This window comes from Serratia sp. NFX21, from assembly GCF_048517035.1.
In the GTDB taxonomy this organism is placed as follows: Bacteria; Pseudomonadota; Gammaproteobacteria; order Enterobacterales; family Enterobacteriaceae; genus Serratia; species Serratia quinivorans.
The window spans coordinates 697,481-713,227 of record NZ_CP183196.1; the positions used below are offsets into that span (position 1 = coordinate 697,481).

Consider the following 15,747-nt stretch of genomic DNA (forward strand, 5'->3'; position numbering starts at 1 on the left):
TCGTTATGAAAATATATAGCTGATTATTTTATGTTCAGTTTTGCGCGCCTGCCTATAATTGGAATCGATTACCATTTATGGCGGTAATCTTATTTGCTGATATATATGCATTAATTCTATCTAACACACTGCCGGTAACGGCGCATAAGTCCCTTCCGGTTAATCGGCGGAACCTTCTCCGTAGGTGACCGGCAGGTTATGTCTATCTGTCTGATTGATAACGATCAGCTAATGAGTGGAATCGAACCAATGCAATCTACTAAAAAGGCAATTGAAGTTACTGAATCCAGCCTCGCAGCAACAGGATCTGGCTACAATGCTGTAGACGATCTGTTGCATTACCACGAGCGTGGCAACGGGATCCAGGTTAATGGCAAGGACTCATTTTCTAACGAACAAGCTGGGCTGTTTATTACCCGTGAGAATCAAACCTGGAACGGTTATAAAGTTTTTGGCCAGCCGGCTAAATTAACTTTCTCATTCCCGGATTATAAATTCTCCTCCACCAACGTCGCCGGCGATACCGGGCTGAGTAAGTTCAGCGCGGAACAGCAGCAGCAGGCGAAACTGTCGCTGCAATCCTGGTCTGACGTGGCCAATCTCACCTTTACCGAAGTTGCCGCCGGCCAAAAGGCCAATATTACCTTCGGCAACTACAGTCAGGATCGTCCCGGCCATTATGACTATGGTACGCAGGCCTACGCTTTCCTGCCCAATACCATCTATCAGGGCCAGGATCTGGGCGGCCAGACCTGGTACAACGTCAACCAGTCCAACGTCAAGCATCCGGCCAGCGAAGACTATGGCCGTCAGACGTTTACCCACGAGATTGGCCATGCGCTGGGCCTGAGCCACCCAGGTGAATACAACGCCGGGGAAGGCAACCCAACCTACAATGACGTTACCTATGCCGAGGACACCCGCGAGTTCAGCCTGATGAGCTACTGGAGTGAAACCAACACCGGCGGTGACAACGGTGGGCACTACGCGGCAGCACCGTTGCTGGATGACATTGCCGCCATCCAGCATCTGTATGGAGCCAATCTGTCGACCCGTACCGGTGACAGCGTCTATGGCTTCAATTCCAATACCGGCCGCGATTTCCTCAGCACCACCAGCAACTCGCAGAAAGTGATCTTTGCTGCCTGGGATGCGGGCGGCAATGACACTTTCGACTTCTCCGGGTACACCGCCAACCAGCGCATCAACCTGAACGAGACGTCCTTCTCCGACGTGGGTGGGCTGAAAGGCAACGTGTCTATCGCGGCGGGCGTGACCATTGAAAACGCCATCGGCGGTTCGGGCAATGATGTGATCGTCGGCAATGCGGTCAACAACGTGCTGAAGGGCGGCGCGGGCAACGACGTGCTGTTCGGCGCTGGTGGGGCAGATGAGCTGTGGGGCGGTGCTGGCAAGGATATCTTTGTCTTCTCTGCGGTCAGCGATTCCGCGCCGGGCGCTTCCGACGTGATCAAGGATTTCCAGAAAGGCACTGATAAAATCGATCTGTCGTTCTTCAATCAGGGCAAACAGAGCGGTGACCAAATCCACTTCGTCGATCATTTCAGTGGCTCTGTGGGTGAAGCGTTACTGACTTACAACGCTTCGAATAATGTCAGCGATTTGGCGCTGAATATCGGTGGCCATCAGACGCCGGACTTCCTGGTGAAGATCGTGGGTCAGGTAGACGTCACCACTGATTTTATCGTGTAACAGTGAAGATAACGCCCGGCGCAGTCTGGCCGGGCGTTATGCGGGAGCCGATATGAAAGGCAGCTTGGCGCGTACCGCCATAATGGCGGGAAATATGATGGTAACGGGGGCAGCTATGGCCAGCAGTTTGGTTCTTCCTTCCGCGCAGTCTCTGGCGGGTCAATGGCAAGTCGCCGATGCGCAGCAGCAATGCCAGATTGAATTTTTGGCCAGCGAACAGAGTGCAACCAATGGCTACCCATTGATTGATCGGCAAAATTGCCTGAAAAAAGTGTTAACGGCTGAGGTGGTCGGCTGGCGTCCGGCACCGGATGGCATTGCTTTACTGCAGGCGGACGGCAGCACGCTGGCTTTTTTTTCGCGGGATGGGGACGTTTATCGTAACCAACCTGGCGCAGATGGAGGCCTGACGCTCAAGGCTCTGGCTTAGTGGCAGCGGGTTCGGCAGCCGAACCCGCCCTGAGTCACTACAGGTACAGCGAACGGACAATCAGGAAATGGCCGGAGAAATAGCAGAAGGCCACCAGCGCATCGGCCGCGCGGAAGCTAAAGCGATAGCGATTAAGCAGCCAAATGACGTTGGCCAGCAATAGCAGTGAGGTCCCTGCCAGCAGTGAGAAACCGAAATCGGTGCTGCGCATGAAATACTGTTCCCCTGCCAGCCACACCATCAGCAGCGTCATTGCGACCAGGGTGGCAATCGGCCAGCGCATCTCTTCCAGCCGGGTCCAGATGGTTGCCAGCAACAGCACGCCAATCACCAGCAGCGCCAGTGGCAGTGGCCAAAACAGGCTGAAGGTCATCTGGCTGGCAAAGCTCAGGGTATACAGCAGGCTCGACAGGAAAAATGCGCCGATGGCGTACAGCACCCGTTCACGCGGCAGCAGCAATAGAGCGTCGCCGAGCAGCGTCGCCAACAGGCCGAGGACGATCAGATAGCCTGCCGCACCCAATACCGGCGCTTGCCAGGCCAGCAATAACAGCAGCAGCAGGGTAACGGGTTTAAATACCCAACGTTGCCAGCGTGGCCCACGGTAGGAGGCGTCGACGAACAGCCAACCGGAAAAGAATACGGCAAGGAACGGCCAACTCATATGTCTTCCTTATTCATTATGGGAGCCACAGCCTCCGGCTCCAAATTGTCACCAGTGTCACTTCCTGATTGCAGTGTAGGCAGCAGGCCTGTAATCGACAACGCTTTCTTGCGTATGGACTGTAACCTATTTGCTGTGACAAGGTTTGGCTAATGCTTCCCTTTGCGGGTTGGCCTTTCGCAAAGGTTGTCTTACGGCAGAACCCGATAAAAGCTCCCCGTCGTGCCTTGCTGCGTCACGGCGACCGCAAACAGCGCCACTTCATGGGGCACGCCGAATCGCCTCATAATGTTGAGCTTCTGGCCGCTGACGGTCTTGACGCTTTTCCCTAACAGGCGTGCGGTGGCCGTGACGCTGCCATTATGCAGCAGGCTGGCCAGCACCCGTTGTTCCGCCGGGGGCAAGAAGACGGCAGGCATGGTGTCTTCTCGGTCGTAAAGCAAGGCACCCAGCGCATACAGCTCGCCGTTGTGCCGCAACCCCACCTTATCCATCGCCCGTTTTTTATGACTGGAAACGGTGCGTATGTCGCGGTTTAGGCGGGATGCCAGCTGCTGGGTATGGGTACCGTCCAGCAACGTCAATAACACCTGGCTTTCCGTCAGGGTCAACTGTGGCGTGGTGGGCGATGGCGTTACATTGCCCTCCAGGGGGGTGATGCCCAGTGCGGCCAGCAGCCGGTGCCAGTTTGGGGCCGAAAAAGGGGCGCTGAGAGCCAGCTTTAGGTCGGGCCTGCAAGATTTCAATATTACCAGCTGCCATAAGAGCGGGAGCCAGTTAACAGCGTGCTCATGGTGTTGAGGCTCCAGCAGTACGGTGCTTCCGACATTCGGACATTGCCCAAGCACGACGTTGGGCAGACTGTTTTGACGAGTGGCGTCGTAAATCTCCTGCCAGTTGAAGGGAGGAAAATAGCCAATGTGGTCGTTAATCGTCAGACGCATATGAGATTTCCAATAGTCAGTAACAAATTATGCAATAAAAACAAGTAGGTGAAGAATCTATCAGGGCGCCAGCGCATCTGCGCTCAGGGTGACGCGTAGCGTGCCGCTAAAATGGCCTGCGGCCTTACTCAGTTTGGCGAACGGCAGCACGTTGAGCGTCAGCGGTGTCGGGGTGCAGATCACCGGAAACGCGATGCCGGGCAGCACCACCGGGCGGATCAACGTGCTATTGACGCTTGCCAGAGTAATGTCCTGGCCGTTGTTTACTGTTTGTGGCTGGTTGTTGTAGTTGAGGGTAATGCGGTAGTCGACACGATCGGCGGCGACAGTGCCGCTGCTGCCGTCGCGACGGAGTGAGAACACGTCCGTCGGGCGGCCGGTGACCGTTTGCAGGTCGGAGAGGGCGACCTTTAACCAAGGGCTGTTGCTGTTGTAGCCGTCGTACAGGCACATATCGATGTTGGCCTGGCCGGAGACCTCGCCGCCGGGGGCGGTGGAGAGCGGCTGGGTGCGTAAGTTGAGGTCTACGCGCGGCGTGGCGCTGCCAAAGGCCGGTAAATAAATGGCGCCATTATTTTTATCGGTGACGTCAAGGGTGATATCGGCGGAGAAGGTGGCCAGTTTGATGTATGGGGACCACTGCGTCTCGTTAAGCACTAGCCTGGCTTTCCAGATGCCGCCGACGGGGAGTTTGGCCAGTTCGGTCTGGGGAAGATAAGCGGTGATGGCTTTTTCGCTAAAAGTGCTTCCATCTTCACAGCTTCTATGAGGTGCCGCGTCCAGAGGCGTTAATGCTGAATAGGAGGTACATAGGTCACTAGCACGAGTTGCCTCCATATAAGCGGTCAGGCGCAACTGGGTTGACAAGTTACTGCGCTGCTCGGTAAACGTCAGGGTGATGGCTGTTGTTTTCCATGAATCGTATACCCATCGAGCTTCGGTGCTGCAGGCGCCCTCCAGGCTATTGCTCTGCGACTGACATAGCCAGGTATTACGCCCCCATAAAGGGCCATTATCGGTATCATAGCCGCCGGAAGCGCGCCTCCAGATATAGCTGTCCGCCAGCGGTGTACTTTTGTCATAGCTCAGATTGATCACCTGATGGTTGTCTGCCGGCGGCACCCTCGCTGCCTGTGCAGGCAGGCTGACCATGGCCAGCAGCGGCAGTAGACCGTGCGCAATTATCTTTTTTACCGTTCTGTTCAGCATTGCCTTCATTTTGTTTTTCCGTCCCGTGGTTAGCGTTTGGCGGTGGCCAGCAGTTTCATTACCCGTGGCGTCATGCGCAGTGACTGCGGCAGCCCCTCCGGCCCGGAGACCGTGCAGCGCGTCTCGCCGACCACTTGTAAAATGTCTCTGACGGTTTTGACCTGCAGCGGACAACGCAGTAATTGACCGTCGCTGATCAGCCACAGCGCCGGGACTTTTTGCTGGGTTTGCAGTGTGAAACCGCCGTCGGCTCCCAACGCCGGCAGCGCCTGATTCAGCACCTGGGCATTGGCCAGCGCCCGGCCTTCCGGCCCGATTGCCTGACCGATATATACCCAGGTGATATTGGCGCGGACATCCCGTACCAGCAGGCGGCCTGGGGGCAGAAAATAACGGCCCTCTCCGGCACCGCCGGTCACGTTGGCTACCCCGCCGTCGGAGGTACCGGCAATATCCTGCACCGTCACGTTCGATAACTGATAACCGTCCAGCGGCAGCAGGGTACTTTGGCCAAAGCCCAGCGTCAGCGGGCGATAACTGCCCCCGCTGATCTGCGCTGCTGCACCGTTTTCTTCCGCTGGCGCGACCCGCACCGCCAGTCCGGCAGCGGGCTCTCCGCCGCCGTTGCCGCCCCAGAACAGACCATCGCCGGCCAGGGCAAAGGCCGAGGAGTAACCACCGGTCAACGCGGTGCGGCTACCGCCGCCGCGACGCTGGCTGTCACTCAGCGTTCCCGTCAGGTCGCCATAACGTCCGTTGGCCCTGCCTCCCAGATTGCCGCTGTAGCTGTCGTCGTTGTAACCGGAAAAATTGAGCGCCAGTTCACGGTAAGTATCCTGTTGCCACATGCGGGTATGGTTGAGGTTGTAGCTGGTCTGCGACTGGCCACTACCGTTGCGCCAGTCAATGCCGGCACTGCTGTAGCTGTCACTGCCGCCGGATTTTGCCGCATTGTCGACGCGCGACAGGGTAAAGCCGAGATAGACGCCGTTGTCGGTGGTTTGTCCGTTGCTGTTGCGAAATGTTCCTAGTCGTGTGTTGATCGTGGTGCCGCTCCAGTTGAAAGCGCGAGCCAGCCCTAATTGCCAGGCGCGGTTGCGTTGGTCGGCCGAGCGCAACGTTGGCGGCGGCAGCAAATTGTCCGTCGAGGCCGATCGCGAATTACGACGTCCGTTGTTTTTGGTGTCGCTGTAGCCCAGGGTGGCGCTCCAGCCGGCAAGCGGCACCGAGAGTGAGCCGTTGAGCGTGGTATAGCAGCCGATATCATTATTGGCGTTGCCTGTTTGGTCGCAGCCTGCGCCGCCTACCCGGTAGCGGTACAGACTGGCGGAAAATCCGTCGGCAAAACTGACCTGCTGGCTGTCGCCGCGTGCACCGTTGCTGCCGGTCAAGCCGCTGGCGGCCAGGCTCAGCACGCCGAAGCTAAAGGCGTGCTGAGCATCCAGCCGGGTCTCGTTGTAGGTGGTGTTTTGTGTTTTTGCCAAGCCGCTGGTCAGTTGCAGGTTGCGCCACAAGGCCATTTGGACCCCGGCAGCTTGGGTGCCCTGTGCAGTGGATTGTTGCGATGTCGCGCGTTCCGCGGACGCTTTCCCTCCTTGCAAAAACCACTGCCATTGGTCACTGAAGGTACCGCCGCCCTTGCTGAACGGCTGACTTTCTTTACGTTGCAGCACGCCGTCTTCATATACCCGCAGTTCCAGTGGGTAGCTGCCGGGCGGAAAACTGTCGCTGTTCAGGGTATGCATCCCCGGCGCAAAATACTGGCTGCCCAACAGCTGGGCGCCGCGGTAGATATCTACTCGGGCATTGCGGTTGACCTGAATCATTACGGGTGTGGCATCACGGTTGATGCTGTGATTGACATAGGCTTCGGTGGTACCGATCCGTAAACCGTCAAAACGCGTCAGCGGCAGCAGGGTGAAGGCAAAGTTGCCGCCCAGCGGGCTGGAGAGATTGCGTTGGTCCATACGCCCGGCCTGCAGATAGTAGCGGTTGCCCATATCCTGACGTGCGTACAGGTTGTCGAACCAGAAACGGCTGGCATTGTCGTCCCGCACCCGGTTCCAGGTGTAAGCCCAGTTGCCACCAAGATAACGGCGCTCTCCAAGGCCAAGCGCCCCCGTTCCGTTTAGTGCCAGATTCTGACTGTCTCGGTCGCCACTGTAGTTGGCGGTTTGTCGATGGATAAAGGCGTTTTTCGCTGCCGGTGTTGGCCTGAGCCAGCGCTGATCTTGTTTTAGGGTGGTTAGCCAGTCTGGTTTCAGAAACAACAGAACGGCACCCTGGCTTTCATCCAGGATAGCGGCCGCGCTGTCGGTGGCGACATAGCCGCACCCTGGCGTCTGGCTTCCGTTGCAGGCCAGATTGCCATGGCGCAGTAGCGGTTGACTCAACGCTTGCAGCGCCTGCTGCTTTTGCGCTTCTGGCAACGTTTGCAGACCGGACGCCGCTAATAACGCCTCTGGCGCTTCAAACGTCAGCGTGTCTGGTTTGACCTCCACGGCAAACAGGCCAAGTGAGTGGCCCGGCAGGCGCACCTCCAGTTGTTCCGTTTGCCCCAGCAACAGTGATTCAAATCCTGGCGGCACCTGTGGTGCGGCCGTGGCCTGACAGGCCAGAAGCAAGGGTAGATACAGCGGACGATAACGGGTATTCATGACGATCATATCCCTTGGTCAAACCGGGGGATCCTTCCCCGGGAAAAGGGCACACGCACGGTGCGCCCTGTCGGTATGATTTTCTTATGGTGCTGGTGGTGTAACAGGTACGGTTGAGGTATTCAGAACCAGACTGACGACGCCCTGATAAGAGCCAGAAGTCGTGACCAATCCTGGTGTGGACTGAGCAATCACCAGATCAAAGGGAACGGAACCGCCATCTAAACGCCCGTTAGGGAACAGCACCGCAGGCTCTAATGTGGAGTCCTTGGTCACTGCGGTGGTTAGGGCCTTGCCGTTATAGCTAACGGTCAGTGGAATGGCTGCGGCGGTAGGCGTGGTGATCGACGTCAGGCTTGGGGTGGCAAGCAAACGCATTTCAACCTGTTTGGTGGCATCATTGGTGAAGATTTTGGTGCTGAGAGTTTGTTTCTGCAGGCCAACGCCGGGTAAATAGGTCATTTTGATGCTGGAAGGCAGCGCAGTCCCGTCGCTCTGCAACAGTTCCACCGTCGGATCGATATCCGCCGTGACGGTAATGTCTTTCTGTACTGCCATGGCTGACAGTGAGAACAAGGCGGCCAATGCGATGGGTGCGAATGCATACGACTTTTTCATATAATATCCTTATTTCATGGTTTTTGTGGTTGATGCTCCGGCTGGCAAATCCGCCGTCACCGGAGTTGCGGCGCTGTCGCGATATTCCACTCGTACAACGCCACCTGACATCCCGGCGGGCAGCATCAGAGCCTCACCGGGATAGACACTGCGGTCAATCTGTTGCCAGCGACAGACCGGCGAACAGAGACCCACTTTTAATACGCCAAGACGCACGTTGCCCTGGTTCAGTAACTGAGCGCCATCGGCACTCCGTGCCAGCAGCGGTTGAGCGACCGCCGGCAGCAAACGTATCAGCACGCCCCAAACCAGGTTGACGTTCACCTGCGCTTTTTGCGACTTGTCGGGATCCTCATCGCCCAACGAGGCAACAGGTTCGAAATAGACCCGCCAGGCTTCTTCCCGCAGCGGAGTTACCAGCGTTATGAGCCGTACCGTGCGTGTGGCACCGGCCGGCAGGACAAACTTGTCCGGCGAAACGACCAGCCCTTGCTGGCTTTCGGCCTCTACTTCTTTTTCCAAAGGCGTAGCCGGGTTGAGGATCCGCTTGACGTTGACACGCACGTATTGGGTTTGTGGCGATTTGGAAAATACCTGTAGCGTGGTGGCCGTTTGTCCGGCACCAATGTCTTTGCTTATCGGGTAGACCGTCAGGTTGGCCAGGGCGCAGGTACTGATAAGCATCAACACACCTGCCAGCCCCGTGAGCTTGCTGGGTGTTAGAGGATGATTCGTTTTCGCCATGTCTGCACACTCCCTGTGATGCGAGAAAAAGGTATGGATTTACCCCGTTTTGCGGGCCGCGATAATGCAACATAATGAGCCAAAGTGTTACATTATGGTTTTGTGACTGAATTTGTTTGATTTTGCAGTCGATATAACTAATAAACAGCCATGGATGGCGCTATTTAAGTGTGATGCTCTAATTTAATTTTATGGGGGGTATCAGAGACACGTGGATTAAGAGAAATGACAAATGAAATGAGAGTAGCTGGGGTACGAAATGATTTTATATAACTTAATGATATTAAAGGATAAAAATTTTAAATTGCGGCGGGTCTTAAAAAAATCTTGACGCTTTTATGAGCGGAATTCTAGAATAGTGACACTTTGGCTCATTATGTAACATTTTCCTCCCCCCATAACGCCCTGAATCGTCCCACATTACTGGCTGTGTACAGCACAGTGTGCTGAATGTTGCGGTGGCCGAGATAGTCCTGAATCAACCGGGTATCTGCCCCCTTGTCAGCCAACGCGTAGCCACAGGCATGGCGTAACATGTGTGGATGCACAGCAATAGATAATCCTGCCCGTTCCCCTAAATCCTTCAGTATCCGATAAATGCGTGAGCGGGAAAGTCGCCCACCCTTGTGAGATAAAAATAGCCAATCGTAATCTTTTGCCCCCGGATAGCTTTGTCTGCGTTGTAACCAGCGTGCCAGTAACTTCCGCTCCATGGGATGCAGGGGCTGCATGGTTGACAGGCCATTTTTAAGACGCCGGACATACAGACTGTCGCCGGCTATATCAAGATCTGCCAGGTGCATTCCGGTCAGCTCGCTGACCCGACAGCCGTGGACAAAACACATCCATAGCAGGCAGGTGTTACGTTCCGGGTCGGGGATGCTGTCGGCGGCGGCGAGCATGCGCTCGATTTCCGGGCGCGTTAGGTGCTTTCGCACGTTTTTTTTCATCATGGCTCCTGTTGACGGTAATGGAGAAAACCCGGCCCTGAAATGGGTCGGCAGGAGAGTATAGGAAATGCAGGCGGATTGTGTCGGTAATTAGGGGAACTCTGTCGGGGGGCTCGCTGAAAGAAAATCTGAAACACCGGGGAAGCGAAGGGCATTTTCGCTGATTGTTTGTCGCCGTACTGGCGGCGCACCGTTATTTCGACCAGTACCGTTCTGAGGCCGAAAACGATCGTGCGCCGGAGCAGTGTTATTTTCTTTTGATTGGCGGCTGCTTTTTCTGCCAGGCCAGCAGTTCGAAGACGCCAAAGATAAAGATCTTGGCTTCCTGCCAGTAGCTTATCGGCTGATCTTTAGGCTGCGTGGATTTCAACAGCACCAGTTGTAACCCGTGCATCACCACCATAAAGAACAGCGCCACGTCGATGAAGTACTTCAGCGGCTTGGGAAAAGGGTGAAACAGATTGGAGAGCAGAAAGCCCCATACGCACAGCATCAGCAGGCGACCCAGATTAATCAGCATTGTCGGTTTTCTCTTGAGAGCGAATATAAAGACGGTAAGCCACCTGACCGGCGACTTTTTCACGGTGTAGCTGCCAGTTGGCCGGAACGTCGGTGGCGGCGCTTTCGGCTTCGGCCTCTACGTAAATCCAGGCCTCATCGGCCAGCCAGCCCTGCTGCTCCAGCAGCGTGACGGTTTCCGCCAGCAGCCCTTTGCGAAAAGGCGGATCGAGAAACACGACGTCAAACGGTTGGGCATTATTCGCCAGCCAGCTCAGTGCGTTGGTGTTGACCACATGGCCTTTGCCTTGCAGCAGCGCCAGATTCTTTTCCAGTTGCTGCGCCACCGGGCGTTCAAACTCCAACAGCGTAACGCTACCGGCATAGCGGGACAGCGCTTCCAGGCCGAGTGCGCCGCTACCGGCGAAACAGTCCAGGCAGCGCGCGCCCTGGATCACCGGCGCCAGCCAGTTGAACAGGGTTTCACGGACGCGATCGGTGGTTGGACGTAGCCCAGGGCTATTTGGCACCGGCAGTTTCCGTCCGCGCCATTGGCCGCCGATAATACGGATCTGCCCGGCCGCAGCCTGAGGCGGTTTTTTTGCCGACGCCCGTGGCGATATTCTTGTCATAGGATTGGTTTATTTCTGTTTGGGGCGGTGAAGGCCGCACAAGTTAGCGAAAAGTTGCCTCTATTCTACCGGTGAGACGCGCCGGGGGAAACGGTAAAACTTTGTTGCCTGATTTCACAGTGGAAAGCATACCGGATGCGTGTTGCTGGGCGAGGGAAAGTGATAGACTCGGCGGAATAATTGTCAGCATAAGCAAGCCTTCGGTACGGAGTAGAGTCATAACATGGCAAAAGATAAGAAACGCGGGTTTTTCTCCTGGCTGGGCTTCGGCCAGAAGGAAGAAGAGCAACAGCAACCTGAGACGGCGGTAGAACCGGCGGAAAATCAGGCCGTGGAGACCCCGGCTGAACCGGTTGCTCCCAAGCTGGATGACCAACTCCCCGCCCAGGAATCTGAACCTGCCGCCTCCGTAGAAACCCCAGGAGAATGGGACGGCAGCCTGACCGGCGAGCATATCGCAGAAAGCGTGCCGGTGGTTGCCGAGCACTCTGCAGCGGCACAAGCGCTGGCGGAAGAGATTGTTACCCTCACCGAACAGGTGGCGGCAGAGCAGCAGCCGGTGACAGAGGAAGAGATTGCCGAGGTTGAGCCTGAGCCGGTGGTGGTGATTGAGCCGGAAGCGGTTGTCGTAGCCGAACCGGAAGTGCTTGAGTCAGAAGCGGTTATCGAACCAGAACCGCAAGTGATTGCGCCTGAGCCTGTTATCGAGCCTGAGCCAGAACCGATTGCGGTGCCTGAAGTGGAGGCGATCGAGCCTGAACCTGAGGTTATCGCGCCAGAGCCAGAGCCAGAGCCAGAACCAGAACCAGAACCTCTGCCGGCCAGCGTAGCGCTGGAACCGATTATCGTCGCTCCGGCCATTATTGAAGAACAACAACCTGAGCTGCTGGCCCCTGCGGTGACTCAGGAGCAGGAACGCCCGACCAAAGAAGGTTTCTTTGCCCGCCTGAAACGCAGCCTGGTGAAAACCAAGCAGAATCTGGGCTCCGGTTTTATCGGCCTGTTCCGCGGCAAGAAAATCGACGACGATCTGTTTGAAGAGCTGGAAGAGCAGCTGCTGATTGCCGATGTTGGCGTGGAAACCACGAGTAAAATCATTACCTCTCTGACCCAGCACGCCAGCCGCAAGCAGTTGAAAGACGCCGAGGCGCTATACGGCAAGCTGAAGGAGGAAATGTCTGAAATTCTGGCTAAAGTTGATCAGCCGCTGGATGTTGGCGGTAAAAACCCGTATGTCATTCTGATGGTTGGCGTGAACGGCGTGGGTAAAACCACCACCATCGGCAAGCTGGCCCGCCAGTTCCAGGCGGAAGGCAAATCGGTGATGTTGGCGGCGGGGGATACCTTCCGTGCCGCGGCGGTGGAACAACTGCAGGTATGGGGCGAACGTAACCGGATCCCGGTGATCGCGCAGCATACCGGTGCAGACTCCGCTTCGGTGATTTTTGACGCGGTACAGGCCGCCAAGGCTCGTGGCATCGACGTACTGCTGGCCGATACCGCCGGACGTCTGCAGAATAAAGCACACCTGATGGAAGAGCTGAAGAAAATCGTCCGCGTTATGAAAAAACTGGACGACCAGGCCCCCCATGAGGTTATGCTGATTCTTGATGCCAGCACCGGACAGAATGCTGTCAGCCAGGCGAAATTATTTAATGAAGCCGTAGGCTTAACCGGTATCACACTGACTAAACTGGACGGTACCGCCAAGGGCGGGGTGATCTTCGCCATTGCCGATCAGTTCGCTATCCCGATTCGCTATATCGGCGTTGGGGAAGGCATCGAAGATTTGCGGCCGTTTAAGGCCGACGATTTTATTGAGGCACTTTTTGCCCGAGAGGATTAATACGGATGATTCGCTTTGAACAGGTCAGTAAAGCTTATCTGGGCGGACGGCAGGCACTGCAGGGGGTAGATTTTCATCTGCGCCCGGCAGAGATGGCGTTTCTGACCGGCCATTCCGGCGCGGGTAAAAGTACCCTGCTGAAACTGATTTGTGGCATCGAACGGCCGAGCGCCGGCCATATCTGGTTTGGTGGTCACGACATCAGTCGCCTGAGAAACAGTGAGGTGCCGTTCCTGCGTCGTCAGATCGGCATGATTTTCCAGGATCACCATCTGCTGCTGGATCGCACGGTGTATGACAACGTGGCGATGCCGCTGATCATTGCCGGTGCCAGTACCGAAGACATCCGCCGTCGTGTTTCCGCCGCGCTGGACAAGGTCGGGCTGCTGGATAAGGCCAAAAACTTCCCAATCCAGCTTTCCGGTGGTGAGCAGCAGCGCGTGGGTATTGCCCGTGCGGTGGTGAACAAACCGGCGGTGCTGCTGGCGGATGAGCCAACCGGTAACCTGGATGATGCGCTGTCGGAAGGCATTCTGCGTCTGTTTGAAGAATTTAACCGTGTTGGCGTGACCGTGCTGATGGCCACCCATGACACCGGGCTGATTGCCCGTCGTAATTACCGCACTCTGCGCCTGAGCCAGGGTCGTATGGCTGGAGGAGCGCATCATGGCGAATAACGCAAAAACCGCCAAGAGCAAAGCGCTGCGCGGGGGCTGGCGTGAACAATGGCGTTACGCCTGGATGAACGCCATCAAGGATATGCTGCGCCAGCCGTTGGCAACGCTGTTGACGGTGATGGTGATCGCCATTTCTCTGACGCTGCCGAGCGTGTGTTACATCGTCTGGAAAAACGTCAGTACCGCAGCGACCCAATGGTACCCGACGCCACAGTTGACGGTTTATCTGGATAAATCCCTCGATGACGATGCCGCGGTGAAAGTGCTCGATGCCATCAAGGCGGAAGCCGGCGTCGAGAAAGTGAATTACCTGTCGCGTGAAGAGGCCCGGGGCGAATTCCGCAACTGGTCTGGCTTTGGCGGCGCACTGGATATGCTGGAAGAGAACCCGTTGCCGGCGGTAGCCATTATCACGCCGAAAATGAGCTTCCAAAGTTCCGACACCCTCAACACCCTGCGCGATCGCGTAGCCGCGGTACAGGGCGTGGATGAGGTCAGAATGGACGACAGCTGGTTTGCCCGCCTGGCGGCGCTGACCGGGCTGGTGGGCCAGGTGGCAGCGATGATCGGCGTGCTGATGATTGTGGCGGTGTTCCTGGTGATCGGCAATAGCGTGCGGCTGAGCATCTTCAGCCGTCGTGACACTATCAACGTGATGAAGCTGATCGGTGCGACCGACGGCTTTATCCTGCGGCCGTTCCTGAACGGCGGGGCAATGCTGGGCTTCTTTGGCGCGTTGCTGTCGTTGCTGTTATCCGGCGGGATGGTGTGGCGTCTGGAGTCGGTGGTCACCGGCGTGGCCAAGGTGTTTGGCACCACCTTTACCCTGCATGGCCTGGGTTGGGATGAAGCCCTGCTGCTGCTGATTGTCTCCGCGATGATCGGCTGGATCGCCGCCTGGCTGGCGACGGTGCAACATTTACGTCGATTTACACCACAATAAAGTTTTTTTGGTATACTCTTCTCCTGCTGCTCCGAGCGTGTTGCGGGAGAAGAGCTACCGGCACCAACCCAAGCCCCATTCAGTCTCTTCTTTGCGCACAAATTCCCTATCGGCCTGAGTCTTCGTCACGTATTGTCATGCACAATGTGATCGAAAAACTGTGAACTAATAGGGCGGAACACGGTCAAAATCTGCAGCAAAATGTTATGGTGCCCGGCGTGTGGACCGCTTTTGCAATAGCAACTGCCGTAGAATCAATTATTTCCCCGCCGTGATAAATCACCTGCATGACCTGTTTTTTCAAGAGAGGGTTTGAATGACCAAAGAAATGCAAACTTTAGCTTTAGTGCCCCAGGGCAGTTTGGAAGCCTATATCCGGGCCGCCAACACCTATCCGATGCTGACGGCAGAGGAAGAGCGGGAGCTGGCTGAACGGCTGCATTATCAGGGCGATCTGGAAGCCGCTAAGCAGCTGATCCTGTCTCACCTGCGCTTTGTCGCTCATATTGCCCGCAATTACTCTGGTTACGGCCTGCCGCAGGCGGATCTGATCCAGGAAGGTAATATCGGCTTGATGAAAGCTGTTCGCCGCTTCAACCCAGAGGTTGGGGTGCGCCTGGTTTCCTTTGCGGTGCACTGGATCAAGGCAGAAATTCACGAGTACGTACTGCGCAACTGGCGTATCGTCAAAGTTGCTACCACCAAGGCACAGCGCAAGCTGTTCTTTAACCTGCGTAAAACCAAGCAGCGTCTGGGCTGGTTCAACCAGGACGAGGTGGAATTGGTGGCCCGTGAACTGGGCGTGACCAGCAAGGACGTACGCGAGATGGAATCCCGCATGGCGGCACAGGATATGACTTTCGATCCAACGCCGGACGACGACGCCCGTGAAGGCCAGTCGATGGCGCCAGTGCTGTACCTGCAGGATAAAAGCTCTGACTTTGCCGAAGGTATCGAAGAAGATAACTGGGAAAGCAACGCCGCAGACAAACTGGCCTACGCGATGGAAGGCCTGGACGAGCGTAGTCAGCATATTATTCGTGCCCGTTGGCTGGACGACGATAACAAGTCCACGCTGCAAGAGCTGGCCGATCAATATGGCGTTTCCGCTGAGCGTGTTCGCCAGTTGGAAAAAAATGCCATGAAGAAACTGAAAATGGCGATCGAAGCCTAATCCCGCGTAAGCTTTAAAAAGCCCGGCTAGCCGGGCTTTTTTGTGCCT

Annotated in this window: 15 protein-coding genes; 6 read left to right on the top strand and 9 right to left on the bottom strand. The window is 56.3% G+C overall.

Going from position 1 to position 15,747, the window contains the following annotated elements; translation table 11 throughout:
- Positions 1–249 precede the first annotated feature (249 nt).
- On the top strand, positions 250–1,713 hold the full coding sequence (locus ACNT1W_RS03245) for a serralysin family metalloprotease (RefSeq protein WP_419246411.1): 1,464 nt from the start codon (positions 250–252) through the stop codon (positions 1,711–1,713).
- A gap of 52 nt (positions 1,714–1,765) precedes the next feature.
- Positions 1,766–2,143, top strand: coding sequence for an AprI/Inh family metalloprotease inhibitor (locus tag ACNT1W_RS03250; protein WP_017891291.1), 378 nt, complete (start codon positions 1,766–1,768; stop codon positions 2,141–2,143).
- 37 nt (positions 2,144–2,180) lie between these two features.
- On the opposite strand, the gene ACNT1W_RS03255 is transcribed toward ACNT1W_RS03250, so the two are convergent.
- The 9 genes from ACNT1W_RS03255 to rsmD form a co-directional block, all read right to left on the bottom strand.
- Complete coding sequence (locus ACNT1W_RS03255) at positions 2,181–2,807, bottom strand: lysoplasmalogenase (RefSeq protein ID WP_012004683.1); 627 nt, start codon at positions 2,805–2,807, stop codon at positions 2,181–2,183.
- A 191-nt stretch (positions 2,808–2,998) separates the two neighbouring features.
- Positions 2,999–3,751: a LuxR C-terminal-related transcriptional regulator gene (locus ACNT1W_RS03260; RefSeq protein ID WP_419246412.1), complete on the bottom strand. Its 753-nt coding sequence runs from the start codon at positions 3,749–3,751 to the stop codon at positions 2,999–3,001.
- A 60-nt stretch (positions 3,752–3,811) separates the two neighbouring features.
- Positions 3,812–4,969, bottom strand: a complete 1,158-nt coding sequence (locus ACNT1W_RS03265; protein ID WP_419246413.1) for a CfaE/CblD family pilus tip adhesin — start codon at positions 4,967–4,969, stop codon at positions 3,812–3,814.
- A 20-nt stretch (positions 4,970–4,989) separates the two neighbouring features.
- Positions 4,990–7,617 carry a fimbrial outer membrane usher protein TcfC gene (tcfC, locus tag ACNT1W_RS03270; protein WP_012004686.1) on the bottom strand — a complete coding sequence of 876 codons (2,628 nt, stop codon included), beginning with the start codon at positions 7,615–7,617 and terminating at the stop codon, positions 4,990–4,992.
- A gap of 84 nt (positions 7,618–7,701) precedes the next feature.
- Entirely contained in the window at positions 7,702–8,235 is a 534-nt protein-coding gene (locus tag ACNT1W_RS03275) for a CS1 type fimbrial major subunit (protein ID WP_012004687.1), read from the bottom strand.
- A 9-nt stretch (positions 8,236–8,244) separates the two neighbouring features.
- On the bottom strand, positions 8,245–8,919 hold the full coding sequence (locus ACNT1W_RS03280) for a fimbrial protein TcfA (RefSeq protein ID WP_041418431.1): 675 nt from the start codon (positions 8,917–8,919) through the stop codon (positions 8,245–8,247).
- Between the two features lie 434 nt (positions 8,920–9,353).
- On the bottom strand, positions 9,354–9,929 hold the full coding sequence (locus tag ACNT1W_RS03285; RefSeq protein WP_012004689.1) for a tyrosine-type DNA invertase: 576 nt from the start codon (positions 9,927–9,929) through the stop codon (positions 9,354–9,356).
- 247 nt (positions 9,930–10,176) lie between these two features.
- Positions 10,177–10,449, bottom strand: coding sequence for a DUF1145 family protein (locus tag ACNT1W_RS03290; protein ID WP_006317223.1), 273 nt, complete (start codon positions 10,447–10,449; stop codon positions 10,177–10,179).
- Positions 10,439–11,059 (bottom strand): 16S rRNA (guanine(966)-N(2))-methyltransferase, encoded by a 621-nt coding sequence (rsmD, locus tag ACNT1W_RS03295; RefSeq protein WP_012004690.1) that lies wholly within the window; start codon positions 11,057–11,059, stop codon positions 10,439–10,441. Before rsmD ends, ACNT1W_RS03290 begins: the two co-directional genes overlap by 11 nt.
- A gap of 223 nt (positions 11,060–11,282) precedes the next feature.
- Between rsmD and ftsY the strand changes: the two genes are divergently transcribed.
- From ftsY to rpoH, 4 genes are all read left to right on the top strand, one after another.
- Positions 11,283–12,905, top strand: a complete 1,623-nt coding sequence (gene ftsY, locus ACNT1W_RS03300) for a signal recognition particle-docking protein FtsY (RefSeq protein ID WP_419246414.1) — start codon at positions 11,283–11,285, stop codon at positions 12,903–12,905.
- Positions 12,906–12,910: 5 nt separating this feature from the next.
- Complete coding sequence (gene ftsE, locus ACNT1W_RS03305; RefSeq protein ID WP_012004692.1) at positions 12,911–13,582, top strand: cell division ATP-binding protein FtsE; 672 nt, start codon at positions 12,911–12,913, stop codon at positions 13,580–13,582.
- Entirely contained in the window at positions 13,572–14,525 is a 954-nt protein-coding gene (gene ftsX, locus ACNT1W_RS03310; RefSeq protein ID WP_012004693.1) for a permease-like cell division protein FtsX, read from the top strand. Before ftsE ends, ftsX begins: the two co-directional genes overlap by 11 nt.
- 316 nt (positions 14,526–14,841) lie before the next feature.
- Positions 14,842–15,699 carry an RNA polymerase sigma factor RpoH gene (rpoH, locus tag ACNT1W_RS03315; RefSeq protein WP_012004694.1) on the top strand — a complete coding sequence of 286 codons (858 nt, stop codon included), beginning with the start codon at positions 14,842–14,844 and terminating at the stop codon, positions 15,697–15,699.
- Positions 15,700–15,747: the final 48 nt, after the last annotated feature.

Excerpts from the sequence above, each read along its gene's own strand:
- rsmD (WP_012004690.1), bottom strand. The coding sequence starts at position 11,059 with ATGACAAGAATATCGCCACGGGCGTCGGCAAAAAAACCGCCTCAGGCT.
- ACNT1W_RS03255 (WP_012004683.1), bottom strand. The coding sequence starts at position 2,807 with ATGAGTTGGCCGTTCCTTGCCGTATTCTTTTCCGGTTGGCTGTTCGTC.
- ACNT1W_RS03265 (WP_419246413.1), bottom strand. The coding sequence starts at position 4,969 with ATGAAGGCAATGCTGAACAGAACGGTAAAAAAGATAATTGCGCACGGT.
- ACNT1W_RS03245 (WP_419246411.1), top strand. The coding sequence starts at position 250 with ATGCAATCTACTAAAAAGGCAATTGAAGTTACTGAATCCAGCCTCGCA.
- tcfC (WP_012004686.1), bottom strand. The coding sequence starts at position 7,617 with ATGAATACCCGTTATCGTCCGCTGTATCTACCCTTGCTTCTGGCCTGT.
- ACNT1W_RS03260 (WP_419246412.1), bottom strand. The coding sequence starts at position 3,751 with ATGCGTCTGACGATTAACGACCACATTGGCTATTTTCCTCCCTTCAAC.
- ftsY (WP_419246414.1), top strand. The coding sequence starts at position 11,283 with ATGGCAAAAGATAAGAAACGCGGGTTTTTCTCCTGGCTGGGCTTCGGC.
- ACNT1W_RS03285 (WP_012004689.1), bottom strand. The coding sequence starts at position 9,929 with ATGAAAAAAAACGTGCGAAAGCACCTAACGCGCCCGGAAATCGAGCGC.
- ACNT1W_RS03275 (WP_012004687.1), bottom strand. The coding sequence starts at position 8,235 with ATGAAAAAGTCGTATGCATTCGCACCCATCGCATTGGCCGCCTTGTTC.
- ftsX (WP_012004693.1), top strand. The coding sequence starts at position 13,572 with ATGGCGAATAACGCAAAAACCGCCAAGAGCAAAGCGCTGCGCGGGGGC.
- ACNT1W_RS03290 (WP_006317223.1), bottom strand. The coding sequence starts at position 10,449 with ATGCTGATTAATCTGGGTCGCCTGCTGATGCTGTGCGTATGGGGCTTT.
- ACNT1W_RS03250 (WP_017891291.1), top strand. The coding sequence starts at position 1,766 with ATGAAAGGCAGCTTGGCGCGTACCGCCATAATGGCGGGAAATATGATG.
- ACNT1W_RS03280 (WP_041418431.1), bottom strand. The coding sequence starts at position 8,919 with ATGCTTATCAGTACCTGCGCCCTGGCCAACCTGACGGTCTACCCGATA.
- rpoH (WP_012004694.1), top strand. The coding sequence starts at position 14,842 with ATGACCAAAGAAATGCAAACTTTAGCTTTAGTGCCCCAGGGCAGTTTG.
- ftsE (WP_012004692.1), top strand. The coding sequence starts at position 12,911 with ATGATTCGCTTTGAACAGGTCAGTAAAGCTTATCTGGGCGGACGGCAG.